Annotated in this window: 17 protein-coding genes; 15 read left to right on the forward strand and 2 right to left on the reverse strand. The window is 40.9% G+C overall.

All coding sequences use genetic code 11. From position 1 onward, the window contains the following. Positions 1-28: 28 nt before the first annotated feature. The gene (locus DUK53_RS12440) at positions 29-694 is read right to left on the reverse strand and encodes a CPBP family intramembrane glutamic endopeptidase (RefSeq protein WP_052164765.1); all 666 of its coding nucleotides are present in this window, start codon (positions 692-694) and stop codon (positions 29-31) included. A gap of 223 nt (positions 695-917) precedes the next feature. Between DUK53_RS12440 and DUK53_RS17935 the strand changes: the two genes are divergently transcribed. The 4 genes from DUK53_RS17935 (at position 918) to DUK53_RS12455 (ending at position 3,916) form a co-directional block, all read left to right on the forward strand. Beyond that, the gene (locus tag DUK53_RS17935; RefSeq protein ID WP_255309532.1) at positions 918-1,052 is read left to right on the forward strand and encodes a hypothetical protein; all 135 of its coding nucleotides are present in this window, start codon (positions 918-920) and stop codon (positions 1,050-1,052) included. Between the two features lie 82 nt (positions 1,053-1,134). Beyond that, on the forward strand, positions 1,135-1,341 hold the full coding sequence (locus DUK53_RS12445; RefSeq protein ID WP_036094233.1) for a hypothetical protein: 207 nt from the start codon (positions 1,135-1,137) through the stop codon (positions 1,339-1,341). 377 nt (positions 1,342-1,718) lie between these two features. Beyond that, positions 1,719-2,561 (forward strand): lipoyl-[GcvH]:protein N-lipoyltransferase, encoded by an 843-nt coding sequence (gene lipL / locus DUK53_RS12450; RefSeq protein ID WP_036129691.1) that lies wholly within the window; start codon positions 1,719-1,721, stop codon positions 2,559-2,561. Between the two features lie 26 nt (positions 2,562-2,587). Beyond that, on the forward strand, positions 2,588-3,916 hold the full coding sequence (locus DUK53_RS12455; RefSeq protein ID WP_036129692.1) for an HD domain-containing protein: 1,329 nt from the start codon (positions 2,588-2,590) through the stop codon (positions 3,914-3,916). Positions 3,917-3,998: 82 nt separating this feature from the next. On the opposite strand, the gene DUK53_RS12460 is transcribed toward DUK53_RS12455, so the two are convergent. Then, complete coding sequence (locus DUK53_RS12460; RefSeq protein WP_036094230.1) at positions 3,999-4,184, reverse strand: 2-hydroxymuconate tautomerase; 186 nt, start codon at positions 4,182-4,184, stop codon at positions 3,999-4,001. Positions 4,185-4,262: 78 nt separating this feature from the next. On the opposite strand from DUK53_RS12460, the gene DUK53_RS12465 reads away from it, so the two are divergent. The 11 genes from DUK53_RS12465 to DUK53_RS12515 all read left to right on the forward strand — a co-directional run bounded on the left by DUK53_RS12465 (position 4,263) and on the right by DUK53_RS12515 (position 14,146). Then, on the forward strand, positions 4,263-4,916 hold the full coding sequence (locus DUK53_RS12465; RefSeq protein ID WP_036094228.1) for a site-2 protease family protein: 654 nt from the start codon (positions 4,263-4,265) through the stop codon (positions 4,914-4,916). 68 nt (positions 4,917-4,984) lie between these two features. Beyond that, positions 4,985-5,434: a YwiB family protein gene (locus DUK53_RS12470; protein ID WP_036094227.1), complete on the forward strand. Its 450-nt coding sequence runs from the start codon at positions 4,985-4,987 to the stop codon at positions 5,432-5,434. After that, positions 5,431-7,101, forward strand: a complete 1,671-nt coding sequence (gene argS, locus DUK53_RS12475; protein WP_036129693.1) for an arginine--tRNA ligase — start codon at positions 5,431-5,433, stop codon at positions 7,099-7,101. Before DUK53_RS12470 ends, argS begins: the two co-directional genes overlap by 4 nt. Before the next feature lie 349 nt (positions 7,102-7,450). Then, on the forward strand, positions 7,451-7,993 hold the full coding sequence (gene rpoE / locus DUK53_RS12480) for a DNA-directed RNA polymerase subunit delta (RefSeq protein WP_036094225.1): 543 nt from the start codon (positions 7,451-7,453) through the stop codon (positions 7,991-7,993). Positions 7,994-8,377: 384 nt separating this feature from the next. Continuing rightward, entirely contained in the window at positions 8,378-9,973 is a 1,596-nt protein-coding gene (locus DUK53_RS12485; RefSeq protein WP_036094224.1) for a CTP synthase, read from the forward strand. A 115-nt stretch (positions 9,974-10,088) separates the two neighbouring features. Next, a complete protein-coding gene (locus DUK53_RS12490; RefSeq protein WP_376700839.1) occupies positions 10,089-10,280 on the forward strand; it encodes a PLDc N-terminal domain-containing protein in 192 nt (63 codons plus the stop codon). Then, entirely contained in the window at positions 10,277-11,191 is a 915-nt protein-coding gene (locus DUK53_RS12495; protein ID WP_103034915.1) for an ABC transporter ATP-binding protein, read from the forward strand. The genes DUK53_RS12490 and DUK53_RS12495 overlap by 4 nt, the downstream gene beginning before the upstream one ends. Beyond that, positions 11,188-11,997, forward strand: a complete 810-nt coding sequence (locus tag DUK53_RS12500; RefSeq protein WP_036094220.1) for an ABC transporter permease — start codon at positions 11,188-11,190, stop codon at positions 11,995-11,997. Before DUK53_RS12495 ends, DUK53_RS12500 begins: the two co-directional genes overlap by 4 nt. 253 nt (positions 11,998-12,250) lie before the next feature. Next, the gene (locus DUK53_RS12505; RefSeq protein WP_036094219.1) at positions 12,251-12,625 is read left to right on the forward strand and encodes a GntR family transcriptional regulator; all 375 of its coding nucleotides are present in this window, start codon (positions 12,251-12,253) and stop codon (positions 12,623-12,625) included. Between the two features lie 12 nt (positions 12,626-12,637). Then, positions 12,638-13,510 carry an ABC transporter ATP-binding protein gene (locus DUK53_RS12510; protein WP_036129736.1) on the forward strand — a complete coding sequence of 291 codons (873 nt, stop codon included), beginning with the start codon at positions 12,638-12,640 and terminating at the stop codon, positions 13,508-13,510. Further along, positions 13,511-14,146 (forward strand): ABC-2 transporter permease, encoded by a 636-nt coding sequence (locus DUK53_RS12515; RefSeq protein WP_036129694.1) that lies wholly within the window; start codon positions 13,511-13,513, stop codon positions 14,144-14,146. Positions 14,147-14,158: the final 12 nt, after the last annotated feature.

Here is a 14,158-nt window from a genome sequence, read left to right on the forward strand (position 1 = left end):
GATTCGCATCGAGGAATCGCTGCTGTTTTCATGTCCAAATAAAAGCTATAAAGTTATTCAGGAAATGGGCAAAAATGGTCAGTTCAAGCCGCTTCGTTTTGTACAAAATCCCGCCCAGCGCAATGCCTGGAATCAAATAAAGCAGAAAACTAACCCAATCCGTCGGAACATGCGCCGCGCAGAAAAGCAAACTACTAACAATCCAGCCAAGCCATAACCGACTTCTGAAAAGTTGCTGCATCAGGAATCCCCGAAAAATAATTTCCTCCACAAATGGCGCGATAATAACGATAGACAAGAAACTAAGCAGCCAAGAAGCGTTCAGGTAAGCATCTTCTAATAGCATCTCGTTTTGCGTATTCGTATAGGAAGAAAAATTCTGACCGAGATAATCGATGACAGAGCTAATCCCAATCGCGACAAGCATCACAACAGCCGCAAACAGAAATCCTTTCCAACTAATCCGCACACGACTGAAAAATCGAATACGCTGCCATCTCGCTAGCAAAAGCGTGATTAGCATCGCGGCCAGGCTAAGTAGTTCACTATGCCACGTGACGGCGATATCCAGAGCCTCATTCCCAGCAAATACATCCCAAACGATGCTCGCAATCTGAAATATAAGTGATAGGAATAAATAAACACCGAAAACCCAAATAATTGTCCAGATTCGCGGTTGGTTTTGTTCTAGCATCTTGTTTCCCTCCAATTGTTTTATATGGTATGTATCATAGCATTAATTGTAGGTGGGTTCCAAGGTGAAGGTGGTTTTGTAGGTGGCCCATTCAAACATCCGACTTAGGGCGTACGAATTTTCAGCCCAGAGCCTATCGTTAAAAAAAATAAATCCAGCTATAATAAACCTATCAACCAAACAAAAGGGCGTGAACGACGTGAAAAAAGGGATTTTCGGTCTAATGTCAGCATTACTCATTATGTTGCTAGTTGGAACACAGACACAGCCAATTATCGTACCAGCAAAAACGATAAAACTACATACCACCATTCCAGCCGAGCCATCAACAGCTCAAATTATAGACGTTAAAAACTAATCGTGGCATTTCAGCGATTTCACATAGATTTTAATCATGCTAACGTTAAAAGTTGATATAATAAAATTTGGAGGTCATTAAAATGAACAATTTTTTCAAATACTTATTCACCGTTATTCTAGCTATCATTGGACTTAATATTCTATTCAAAGTCATCGGTATCACGATGCATTTCCTATTCCCACTTCTAGGTTTAGCGCTTGTTGTGTATCTGCTATACCGCATTTGGGGCAACCCACGTAACTGTAACCGTCGTAACTCAAGCAAACACGACCGTTATGAATGGTAAAACCGCTTTAAACCATATACTCATTTAAAACTCCCTAGGTTTTAAATTTCGCCTGAGCCCCGCGTTCAGGCTTTTTTTATTGTCTAAGGTTAAAACGATAAGCGTGCATGTTTGTACATTCCGATAAAACCACTTAAACTGGTATTGAGGAGGCGATTATCGTGAATAAAAAGAATTGGAATCGGTTGGGAAAATTAGCGGCTGTCGCATGGATAGCAAAAATAATTCTAACAAGTAAAAAGAGGCGTGTAAAATAATCGAATCAGGGGTTAAAAATACGTATATTCATTTAAACTGCGAAATTGCTAAATGCCCTCCAAATCGCCGTGGAGTGTGCTATAATAACAACAAAGATTATTGGAAATGGAGTCACTGAGATGAAAGAAGGACTGGATTTATTAAAGCAGGAAAATTGGCGATTTATCGATCAGACAACGGTGCAAATTGCGTTTGACGCCTTGCAATCATTTGCGACGGACGATACGCTTTGTCGCTCGGTTGGAAGTGAGATATCGCCACCTACAACGAGAGCTTGGGTGCATCATGATACAATTTCGATGGGGATTCAAGATACGAAGCTGCCTGATTTAAAGGCGGGTATTGCTTATTTTAGAGAGCAAGGATATCGAGCGGTTGTGCGGAATTCTGGTGGTTTGGCAGTGGTACTGGATTCTGGTGTGCTCAATCTGTCGTTAGTTTTTCCAGATGTGGAACGAGGGATTGCGATAGATCGTGGTTATGAGACAATGTTCGCACTTATTAAACACATGTTTCCGACTTTTGCTTACAAGATGGAAGCGCGTGAAATAGTCGGATCTTATTGTCCGGGAAGTTATGATTTAAGCATTAATGGTAAGAAATTTGCAGGCATATCTCAGCGTCGGATGGCGAAGGGTGTTGCGGTACAAATATATTTAGCTGTTAATGGCGATCAACAGAAACGGGCCGAGCTGATTCGCGAATTTTACCGTATTAGTGGGAAGGATAAGCAAGAGAAATATACGTATCCAGATGTTGATCCAGCGGTTATGACCACGTTGTCGGAGCTATCTGGAGAGCCGCTTGAAGTGAATGATGTGATGGTGAAATTGCTCAACGCATTGTACCATTTCGCGGGGCGTTTAGAGTCCAGCCGCCTAATGGGAGAAGAGTTAGATTGGTATACGGCTTATTACGAACGGCTTATACTGAGGAACGAGAAGGTTTTAGCAGATCTATGAATTAGTTTAGAGAGGAAAGATGACATGTGACATATTTAGAGACAAAATTACCAGAAGTAAAAGTATTTAAAGATCCTGTACACCGATATGTGCATGTTTCTGACCAAATTATTTGGGATTTGATAGCAACAAAAGAATTTCAGCGATTACGTAGAATCCATCAATTGGGAACAACCTCGCTTACTTTTCATGGGGCTGAGCACAGTCGGTTCAATCATTCATTAGGTGTGTATGAGGTGACGCGGCACATTGTAGAAGGTACGTTTGCCAATGAGATTCAGTGGGATAACGAAGAGCGTTTGGTAGCTTTGTGTGCGGCGTTGTTACATGATTTAGGACATGGACCGTTTTCACATGCTTTTGAGAAGGTTTTTAGCACGGATCATGAACATTATACGATGGCAATTATAACAGGGAATACCGAGGTGCGAACGGTTTTAGAGCGGGCTGGGATACATTTTCCAGAGAAAGTAGCAGCCGTTATCAATAAAACATATCAGAACCAGACGCTGGTTAAGTTGATTTCTAGTCAAATTGATGCGGATCGGATGGATTATTTGTTGCGAGATGCTTATTATACTGGAGTTAGTTATGGGAATTTTGATATGGAGCGAATTATGCGTGTGATGCGTCCTAGCCCGGATGGAAATGGAGTTATTATTAAGGCTTCGGGAATGCATGCGGTGGAGGATTATATTGTGAGCCGCTATCAGATGTATCAGCAGGTGTATTTCCACCCGGTGAGCAGGAGTGCGGAGGTTCTTTTGTGGAAGATATTAGAGCGTGCGCAGAATTTACATGAAAGAGACTATCATTTTACACAGACGCCAGTTCAGTTGTTGCCATTTTTGAATCGTGACGTTTCTTTTGAGGAGTATATTACGCTAGATGATACGGTATTGATGTACTTCTTTTCGATATGGCAGTACGAAGAGGACGCTATTTTAAGTGATTTATGTAGTCGTTTTTTGAACAGAAGATTGTTGCAATATATTAATTATGATTCGAGAGTGGATGCGGAACTTTATTTGAAGTTAAAAGGGTTGCTGGAACAGGCAGATATTGATCCAGAATATTATTTGGTGATTGATTCGACATCGGATTTACCGTATGACTTATATGAGCCAGGAGACGTCGCTGGGAGGTCGCCTATCCAATTATTAATGCCAAATGGAGAATTACATGAGCTATCGACGGAATCTTCTATAGTGGAAGCTATAGCTGGCAAACGGCGTGTGGATATCAAACTTTATTATCCGCTTGATTTTATAGAAAGTGGACGTATCAATGCTACCATTTCGGAGGAAATCGTGAGTTTGATACATGCACATTCTTTGAAAGAATATAAGCGGTGAGGCTAAGAAAAAGCGCTGTACCTAGTGTGCTAATAGAAGCAGACTGCGATACAACGCTTTTAGTGGAGAATCGTTTAGTGGCTTAGATGTCCGATTTTCGAACGCCAGCTACGCCATAATCTGTTTTTTTCATTTCTTCTAGGATGACGTGGATGTTTTCTTTTGGTGCACCTAGATTTTTCGAAACAGCTTCTGTTACGTCTGCTACGACGGCTTTCTTTTGATCATCTGTTCGACCTTCTAGAAATTTTATTGTTACGAACGGCATGAAATTCACTCCTAAGTATTGATTTAATGAGTGTATTATAACATAATTGAAGTACTACAATACAGAAGGAGATTATTCATGGAGAATTTTTTAGCCTATTCGTTGCAGGATTTGCCTTACGTCATCGTGACGCTTTTGATTGCTTTTACAATACATGAGTTGGCGCATGCTTGGGTTGCTCTGTTATTTGGCGATGATACTGCGAAGAATGAGGGTCGCATAACGTTTAATCCGTTGAAACATATTGATCCGATTGGTTTTATTTTTGTTATTATAGCCGGATTCGGTTGGGCGAAACCAACGCCTGTTAATACGTATAAAATGAAGCACCGACGTGTTGGTAGTGTAGTTGTGAGTTTGGCTGGTCCAGTTAGTAATTTATTGCTTGCTTTTATTGGATTGGGGCTGTATTTTTTATTTCTACAAATGGATGTGGCGTATTCGCAGATTATCTTGCATTTCTTCAATTTGTTTGTGTCGCTGAATTTGATTTTATTTATTTTTAATTTATTGCCATTGCCACCATTGGATGGTTATCAAATTTTATCGGAATTTTTACCTTTGAAATGGCGGTTAAAAGTGCAGGCTTATGAGAACTATGCGTTATTATTTTTCTTGATACTAGTTATTACGCCGCTTTCGAGGTATACGATATCACCGATTTTTAACACGCTTATGCCGTGGATTGCTGGGGAAATGGCGAGTTTCTACTACTTTGTTTTTCAAATTTGAGGTTGCATTTTAGCCTGTTTTTAACTATAATGTAGTGCATTCGAAATTATATGGGGGGACTTTAAAGCGTGAGTAATAAGGAAAAGACGCCGGTACAGTTGCGTTTAAAAACGATTTCTAAGCAGGAAATGGAAGAGGAACGTACGGAGTTAACGCTGTCAGGTGTGTTTTATTTGGATCATACCACGGGAAGTCGTTACCTTCATTATGAAGAAGAGCAAGAAGCTGGGACTATTAGAACGGTTTTGAAAATAACGGATCAAGAAGTTTTGTTGATGCGTAGCGGTGCTGTGAATATGCGCATGCATTTTTTCAGAGAGCGTAAGCGTAGTACGGTTAGCGTAGACTATGGTGTTGGCAAACTGATGATGGAGTCAGAGCTTTTGAATATAGAAGAAGTTTACGTACAAGAGGGGCTGTTTTCTGGGAAGATTGACTTTCAGTACGAGTTGTTAGACAGAGGTGTGAACATTGGAATTTTTGATGTCTCGATGATTTTAGAGGAGGATAAAGAATGAATGTTAGTCAAAAAAGTCAACAAGATTTGATTGCAATTATTAAAGAAGCGGTGGTACAAGGATTGGGGATTGAGCAAGCCGAGGTACCATCTATTTTGCTGGAGGTTCCAAAGGATAAGCAACATGGGGATTATTCTACCAATATCGCTATGCAGCTGGCACGTGTGGCTAAGACAGCACCGCGAGCGATTGCAGAGACGGTTGTAGCGGCAATCGGGAAAAACCATGCACTTATCAATAAAATTGAGATTGCTGGACCAGGATTTATTAATTTTTACTTAGATAATGCCTATTTGACGGCTTTAATACCTGTCATTATGGATGCTGACGATACTTATGGTACAAGTGATACAGGAAAAGGCAAGAAGTTTCAGATTGAGTTTGTTTCAGCGAATCCAACGGGTGATTTGCACTTAGGACATGCACGTGGCGCGGCAATTGGTGATTCATTGGCGAATATTTTGACGATGGCAGGGTACAGTGTATCTCGTGAATACTATATCAATGATGCAGGAAATCAGATTAATAATTTGATTTTGTCGACAGAAGCTCGTTATTTAGAGGCGCTGAACATTGATGCAGAATTCCCAGAAGAAGGTTACCGTGGTGCGGATATTATTAACTTGGGTAAGCAATTAGCTGAAAAGTATGGGGATAAGTATGTCAAGGAAGATGTAGACGTGAGACGGGAGTTATTCCGCAAAGAAGCGTTGGCTTTTGAAACGGCGAAATTACGCGAAGATTTGGCGGAGTTTCGTGTTCATTTTGATAGCTGGTTCTCGGAAACGACGCTATATGAGAATGATAAAATTATGCCTGCACTAGCGAAACTTCGTGATAATGGCTATATCTTTGAAGAAGAGGGCGCTACTTGGCTTCGGACAACGGAATTTGGTGACGATAAAGATCGCGTACTTATTAAATCGGATGGTAGTTACACGTATTTCTTACCAGATATCGCCTATCATTTAGATAAATTAGAGCGTGGATTTGACGTACTGATTGATGTTTGGGGAGCGGATCATCATGGCTATATTCCAAGGATGCGTGCTGCCATTGAGAGTTTGGGATACAGCCCAGACCATCTTGAGGTTGAGATTATCCAACTGGTTCATCTTTATGAGGACGGCAAACAAGTGAAGATGAGCAAACGTACTGGTAAATCAGTGACTATGCGCGATTTGATTGAGGAAGTTGGATTGGATGCGACACGTTATTTCTTTGCGATGCGTAGTTCAGATACACATATGAACTTTGATATGGGGCTTGCGAAATCGACGTCTACTGAAAACCCAGTATATTACGTACAATATGCGCATGCTCGGATTTCAAGTATTTTACGTTCAGGCGTGGAGCAAGGCTTTACTTTGAGTAAGGACGCGAACATTGCTTTGCTGAATTCTGAGGTAGATTATAACTTGTTGAAAGTATTGGGTGAATTTCCAGATGTTGTCGCAGAGGCTGCTGAGAAAAGAATTCCACATCGGATTGTGCGTTATTTGAATGATTTAGCGACGGCTTTCCATCGCTTTTATAATTCTAATAAGGTTTTGGATATGGAGAATAAAGAGGTTTCAGAAGCGCGGCTTGCTTTGATTAAAGCGGCACAAATCACATTGCGTAATGGACTTACACTTCTTGGCGTTTCTGCACCAGAAAAAATGTAATTAGGAATTTAGTTGAACAAAGTGAGCACTAGAAAAATTTTAGATCGGGGTTTTGCGAATTATGCGCTATATCATTTTCATGTGTATCATTTTTCTGCTCCTTGTCATTGCAACGGCAATTTTATATAGCATGCAATTAGGCTCTATCCCGATACTATTGCTCGCGATATTGTTGTTCTATATTGGTTATTGTGTACTGACGAAGCTATGAATATGGAATTGATATGGGTATTATTGCAGAGTATGTTATAATTTTATTGTGTTCAGCGTCATTTACATGTAGAATAGATAGAGTCAGAAAAATGCAGTTTAGGAAATTATTTTTTATTATAGAAGGGGCGTGCCAGCTTTGGATTTGAGCCAATTGACAAAAGAAGAACGTAAAGAGTTATCTTTGATTGAAGTGGCGCACTATGTTCTTGAAAAAAGAAGAGAAGTAATGCCATTCCAAGCGATTGTGGATGAGATTACTAAGTTTCTTGATTTAAGCGAAGGCGAAGTAAGAGAGAGACTTGTTCAATTTTACACGGATATGAATATTGAGGGTAATTTTATTTCTCTTGGTAATAATACTTGGGGGCTACGTGCGTGGTACCCAATTGATGCGATTGATGAAGAAGTTCAAACGCAGACAAAACCTAAGAAGAAACGTAAATCAGATGATGACGACGATGATGACGAAGAAATCGATGAGGACATTCTTGACGATGATATCGATTACGAAGAGGACGATGTGGTAGAAGAACTAGGGGAAGAAGAAGTTGTTCTTACAGATGGTCTTGTTAGTGACGACGATGATCCAGAAGAAGGTCATTTACCAGATGGTATCGAAGGAGATCTGACAACTATTGTGGAAGACGATAGTGAATTTGAAGATGAATTCGAAAAGTAAAAAATGGATACCTGCTTCTGAAATTAAGAGGCGGGTTTTTCGTTTGTAGAAATGAGAATCGATTTGAAAATATTTTTAGCCTCTAGTTGCAATGCTTGAGGGCGTTTTCATGAAATAAAGGGTTGACTTATTTGCGCTATCTATGTAATATTTTATTTGGGCTCCTTTTTATAAGGACGGATATAAATATTGCGCTCCCTTACTTTGCAAGATGAGTAAGTGGGCGTTTTCTTTTTGTGTGATGAAAATGGATGACGCAAAGAGTGTAAGCCAAGGGCATGAAAGCAATTGGCGATTTTCTTTTTTAGCAATGAAATTTTGCAAGTAAAGGTTCTCCACCCCGAAATAAATTTCGATAAGGCGAAAGGAGTAGATTTTAGAACAATGACAAAGTATATTTTTGTGACAGGTGGCGTCGTTTCATCAATTGGTAAAGGGATTACGGCTGCTTCACTTGGTAGACTACTTAAAAACCGAGGACTTAGTGTAACGATTCAAAAATTTGATCCTTATATTAACGTCGATCCTGGGACGATGAGCCCGTATCAACATGGAGAGGTTTTTGTCACGGATGATGGTGCGGAAACTGACTTGGATTTAGGTCATTATGAGCGTTTTATCGATATTAATTTGAACAAGTACAGCAATGTAACGACGGGGAAAGTATATTCCGAGGTTATTAAGAAAGAGCGTCGCGGTGATTATCTTGGTGGGACAGTGCAAGTTATTCCGCATATTACGAATGAACTGAAGGATCGTGTTTTCCGTGCGGCTCGTATGACGAATTCGGATATTATTATCACGGAAATCGGCGGAACGGTTGGGGATATTGAGTCTTTACCGTTTATTGAAGCGATTCGCCAAATTAAGAGTGATGTTGGTGCGGAAAACGTGCTTTACATTCACACGACGTTAATTCCTTACATCAAGGCTGCTGGTGAAATGAAAACGAAGCCGACGCAACATAGTGTGAAGGAGCTTCGTAGCTATGGTATTCAGCCGAATATTATTGTTGTTCGTACGGAGCAACCGGTTTCTCAAGAGATGAAAGAGAAAATCGCGCTATTTTGTGATGTGAGAGCGTCGGAAGTTATCGAGGCGCGTGATGAGGACACGTTGTATAATGTGCCACTTTCTTTACAAGCGCAAAAAATGGACCAGATTGTATTGGATCACTTGCAGTTGGAGGCGCCGGTTGCTGACATGTCTGAGTGGGAAGAGCTTGTTCATAAGGTGAAGAATTTGACGAAAAAAGTTCGAATCGCGTTGGTTGGTAAGTACGTTGCGTTACCAGATGCGTATCTTTCTGTCGCAGAAGCATTGCGTCATGCGGGTTATGCGAATGATGCTGAGCTACAAATTGACTGGGTTGATTCAGAGGAAATTACACCTGAGAATGTCCAAGAAAAAATTGGTCATGCAGACGGTATCCTAGTTCCTGGTGGTTTCGGAGATCGTGGTATCGAAGGCAAAATCACTGCAATTAAATATGCGCGTGAAAATAAAGTGCCGTATTTCGGTATTTGTTTAGGAATGCAGTTGGCGACAATTGAATATGCGCGTAATGTGATGGGCTTGGAAGGTGCGAATTCTGCGGAAATCGACCCGAAAACGCCGCATGCGATTATTGATTTATTGCCAGAGCAAAAACATGTGGAAGATATGGGCGGAACATTGCGTTTAGGCCTTTATCCAGCACGCATTAAAGAAGGTACAAGAACAGCGGAAGCGTATGGCGCGACATTGGTTGAAGAGCGTCACCGTCACCGTTATGAGTTTAACAATGAGTACCGTGAGCAGTTAGAAAATGCGGGAATGACAGTATCAGCAACGAGCCCAGATGGTCGTCTTGTTGAGGTCGTGGAGATTACGGATCATCCGTGGTTTGTGGCATGTCAATATCATCCAGAATTTATTTCACGCCCAACGCGTCCGCAAAGTCTATTCCATGATTTTATTGCTGCATCGTTGAAAGAGTGAATTTTTTGAAGCCGAGTGATATACATTAGTGTATGCTCGGTTTTTTTGTTGTTGACTTTTATATGCATCTGTTATATTATTTGTATAACAGTTAGATTTAGAAAGGATGAGTATGATGTCAAACACGTTAGCATTGTTAGCACCATTTTTTATTTTATACGTTATTTTATTAGTGACAGCGTTGATAGATTTAATCCGGAATTGGAACAATCGGCAAAACCCGATTTTGTGGTTACTTCTTATTTGTTTTGTTAGTACAATTGGATCGATTATTTACTTTATTTTTGGTAGGAAGGATTATCGATGATGGAGAAAATATTGGAGGTTACGAATTTATCGAAGCGGTTTGATGCGTATCAGGCTGTGAAAAATGTCGGTTTTCAGCTGGTAGCCGGGGAGTGTGTGGCTTTGCTCGGTCCCAATGGTGCTGGGAAAACGACGATTTTGAAAATGATTGTGGATATGATAAATCCGGATAGTGGGACAATTCAGATTTGTGGTGGCGAGCATGCAAAAATGAAGCAGCAAATTGGTTTTTTACCGCAGTATCCTAATTTTTATGGATGGATGACGGCAACGGATGCTTTGCAGTTTATGGGAAAACTTTCTGGTATGGATAAGGCGGCTTTGGCGGAACGGATTCCTGAGGTGTTGGCGCAAGTTGGTTTGGATGCGACTCCTAAGCAGAAAATTGCTACTTTTTCAGGGGGAATGAGACAGCGTTTGGGGATTGCGCAGGCGATTTTGCACCGACCGGCGTTGTTGATTATGGATGAACCTGTTTCAGCGCTTGATCCGATTGGGCGTCGTGAGATTATACAGCTGATTCAGTCTTTGAAAGGGGAGACGACGCTGTTGTTTTCTACGCATATATTGGCGGACGTGGAAGAGGTTTGTGAACGTGTTTGTATTATTAGCGAGGGCGAAATTGTGGCGGATGATCGGATTGTGAGCTTAGTTCAAGCCAATGCCGCGCCTGTTTTTGTGTTGAAGGGTGAAGTGGGCGTTTCTGAATTCGAGCGTTTGATTGAGGCAGAGGCGGCGATTAGTCGTGTGGAACGGAAGCAAGGCGCCTTATATTTGTATTATCAGGAGGATGCGGATGCTGCGCGTGAAGCTATTTTGCGCGTGCTAATGGCGACTGGAATGGCTTGGACGAGTGTGAGTCAGGCTGAGGAGACGCTTGAAGATGTCTTTTTAAGGATGGTGGGCAAATGAGTAATGTGATGACGCTTTTCTTGAAAGAGCAGATGGAGCAGTGGCGCAGTTTGAAATGGATTTGGTTGCCGGTCGTGTTTGCGATTCTTGGGATGATGCAACCGCTTATGATGTATTATTTACCTGAAATTATGGGGGCAGTGGGTGGCGATGGTAGTGAGCAAGGGGCTGCAATCGCGGACTTAATGGGTGTGGTAAATGCGCAACAAGTCATGGCTGGGACGCTTTCTTCGCAGTTTGACCAACTTGGCATTATTATTTTGATTGTGGCATTGATGGGTGCGATTATTTCTGAAAAAAATAATGGAATGTTGGCGTTTATTTTAACGCGGCCTGTAGAAGCGTGGCAGTATATTTTAGCAAAATGGTTTTCTCAAGCCTTACTAGTGTTAATTTCGCTAGGTTTAGGATATTTTGCAGCGTATTATTATGTTTACTTATTGTACGGTGGAATTCAGATGGCAAGTATTTTTGCTGGATTTGGCATTTATTTTGTATGGTTGTTATTTATAGTCTCAGCGGTGCTTATCCTCGGAATCGTGTTTCGGAGCACAGCGGTTGTCGCGATGATAGGGGCTGGTGGCGCGATTATTCTGGAGTTGGTGAGTGGAGCTTCAGGGTGGGGGCAAATCTTTAATCCTGCTTATTTGAGCGCGAATGCGGTTCATATAATTGTGACTGGGGACGTGAAGGAGTATTTTGTAGGCAATTTGTTGATTTCGCTTCTCTTTATTGTCGTGTTGCTCGGCCTATCGATTTTATTGCTAACGAAGAAAAATTTTCATATCGGTAGTTCACATGAGTAAATTGGCAAAGTTTAATGGAAATCTCATGTGATTTTCCTCGCAATGTTAGGTAGCTGATGTAATATAGTAAATGTAAACAAGATAACTATTACTTTTACCCCCTTTTTAGTAATAGGATATCTAAACTCCTTTTTCCCAAGTTGGTTCCCCTGCCAGCTTGGTTTTTTTTTTGCGCTTTTTTAGGCTTGTAATCTATAGCATATCCGTGTATACTGTATATATATTATATGAACAGTTATGTGCGGAGGTGCGTATGAAAATAATCATTACGAATACGTCCACATTGCCGATTTATGAGCAAATTGCTTCACAGATTCGCAACCAGATTATCAATGGGGAGCTTGTTGGAGACTATCAGTTGCCTTCTATTCGGGCACTGGCGAAGGAATTACAAGTTAGTGTCATTACAACGAAGCGCGCGTATGAGGAGCTGGAACGTGATGGCTTTATTCAGACTGTCGCTGGGAAAGGTACATATGTTTCGAATCAAAACATGGCATTAATTCGGGAACATAAGATAAGGGACTTGGAGAAAAAGATAAGTCAACTGCTGCAGTTAGCGGATGATTTAGGATTAACCTATAAAGAAGTTCGTGACATGATGGATTTGTTGGCAGAGGAGGACTAGACTATGGAGAGCATTTTAGAGGTGGAGCGTGTTTCGAAAGTGTATAAGGATTTTACGTTGCGAAATATCTCTTTTCGCTTACCGAAAGGCTATATCATGGGATTGATTGGTGTGAATGGCGCGGGTAAAAGCACGTTATTAAAAATAATGATGGATTTAGTACAGAAGAACAGTGGGGATGTTTTTATATTCGGGAAGAATACGAAAGATGCGATGGAAGAGATTAAGCAAGATGTGGGTTTTGTTTTTGATGAGAACCATTTCTATGAACATTTGAACTGTGAGCAAATGAAGCGGATTATTGCTCCTTTTTATCGGAATTGGGATGAGGCAGAATATCAGAATTACATGAAAATGTTTGAACTTCCAAGCAATAAGAAGATAAAGACGCTTTCTAAAGGAATGAAGATGAAATACAGTATTGCGATTGCTCTTAGTCATCATGCGAAATTGATTATTATGGACGAGCCTACTGCTGGACTGGATCCAATCGTGCGACGCGAGCTGATTAGCGTTTTACAAACAGTGGTGATGAAGGAAGAAGTATCTGTGATTTTTTCTACGCATGTAACCGCTGATTTAGAGCGGATAGCTGATTTTATTACGTATATTCATGAGGGGCGTGTTTTTTTCAGTGAGGAGAAAGACGCCTTATTGGAACAATATGTGATTGTGAAGGGTGACCAAGACCTATTGGATGACGATGCTAAAAGTTTATTTGTTGATGTGGAGATCGGTTCATTAGGCTTTCAGGGGTTATCTAGGCAAGCGGAGGAAGCTCGGTTTTATTTTGGTGAGGAAGTTATTTTTGAGAAGCCGACCTTGGATGATATTATGTATCACACCGTGCAAGCAACGAAGAAGAGGCGACAAGGGGTAATGTAGATGTGGCAATTGATTTGGAAAGACGCGATGATTCAGCGCGGCTCGATTATATGGCTTGCGGTATTGTTACTATTTTTGGTTGTTTTTGGTGTAAGTATTGGGATGCCAGCGTTTGTTTTCTTGTCGCTAGGAGCATTGATTGCAGGTGGAAGTATCATAGCAAAATCGATTAGCAGAGATGAGGATAATCACACGTTACTATTTGTGACGTCTCTGCCAGTGAGTAGAAAAGATGTTGTCATGGCGCGTTATGTTGGAACGTTGCTTATCATGATGGCTACAACCGTATTTTTGTATGTGGTAACAAGTGTTATGATGTGGACGTTGATTCCGATGACGGATTTTTTCTTGAGTGCTGTGACGGCTTGGATGATAATTTTAGGCGTAACAATGATTCTTTTTCCGATTTATTTCTGGCTTGGTTATGATTCCATGCGATATGTGTTAGGTGGATTGATTATTTTTTATGCTTTATTGACAATGCTAGCCAGCCTCCCTATTGTTCAACAGGCGATAACTTGGTTTGAAGGATGGGGATATGGTGTGATACTGGCCCTGCTGCTCGGATTGATGCTGATGTTATATGTAGTATCGATGCGATTATCTATTCGAGTTCTGGAATTCACGGATTTATAAGGGGGGATTATA

Source organism: Listeria sp. SHR_NRA_18, assembly GCF_003856515.1.
In the GTDB taxonomy this organism is placed as follows: domain Bacteria; phylum Bacillota; class Bacilli; order Lactobacillales; family Listeriaceae; genus Listeria_A; species Listeria_A newyorkensis.

Bases quoted from the DNA above. Each gene is read 5' to 3' on its own strand.
- DUK53_RS12440 (WP_052164765.1), bottom strand. From the start codon at position 694: ATGCTAGAACAAAACCAACCGCGAATCTGGACAATTATTTGGGTTTTC.
- DUK53_RS17935 (WP_255309532.1), top strand. From the start codon at position 918: ATGTCAGCATTACTCATTATGTTGCTAGTTGGAACACAGACACAGCCA.
- DUK53_RS12445 (WP_036094233.1), top strand. From the start codon at position 1,135: ATGAACAATTTTTTCAAATACTTATTCACCGTTATTCTAGCTATCATT.
- lipL (WP_036129691.1), top strand. From the start codon at position 1,719: ATGAAAGAAGGACTGGATTTATTAAAGCAGGAAAATTGGCGATTTATC.
- DUK53_RS12460 (WP_036094230.1), bottom strand. From the start codon at position 4,184: ATGCCGTTCGTAACAATAAAATTTCTAGAAGGTCGAACAGATGATCAA.
- DUK53_RS12465 (WP_036094228.1), top strand. From the start codon at position 4,263: ATGGAGAATTTTTTAGCCTATTCGTTGCAGGATTTGCCTTACGTCATC.
- argS (WP_036129693.1), top strand. From the start codon at position 5,431: ATGAATGTTAGTCAAAAAAGTCAACAAGATTTGATTGCAATTATTAAA.
- DUK53_RS12485 (WP_036094224.1), top strand. From the start codon at position 8,378: ATGACAAAGTATATTTTTGTGACAGGTGGCGTCGTTTCATCAATTGGT.
- DUK53_RS12490 (WP_376700839.1), top strand. From the start codon at position 10,089: ATGTCAAACACGTTAGCATTGTTAGCACCATTTTTTATTTTATACGTT.
- DUK53_RS12495 (WP_103034915.1), top strand. From the start codon at position 10,277: ATGATGGAGAAAATATTGGAGGTTACGAATTTATCGAAGCGGTTTGAT.
- DUK53_RS12500 (WP_036094220.1), top strand. From the start codon at position 11,188: ATGAGTAATGTGATGACGCTTTTCTTGAAAGAGCAGATGGAGCAGTGG.
- DUK53_RS12505 (WP_036094219.1), top strand. From the start codon at position 12,251: ATGAAAATAATCATTACGAATACGTCCACATTGCCGATTTATGAGCAA.
- DUK53_RS12515 (WP_036129694.1), top strand. From the start codon at position 13,511: ATGTGGCAATTGATTTGGAAAGACGCGATGATTCAGCGCGGCTCGATT.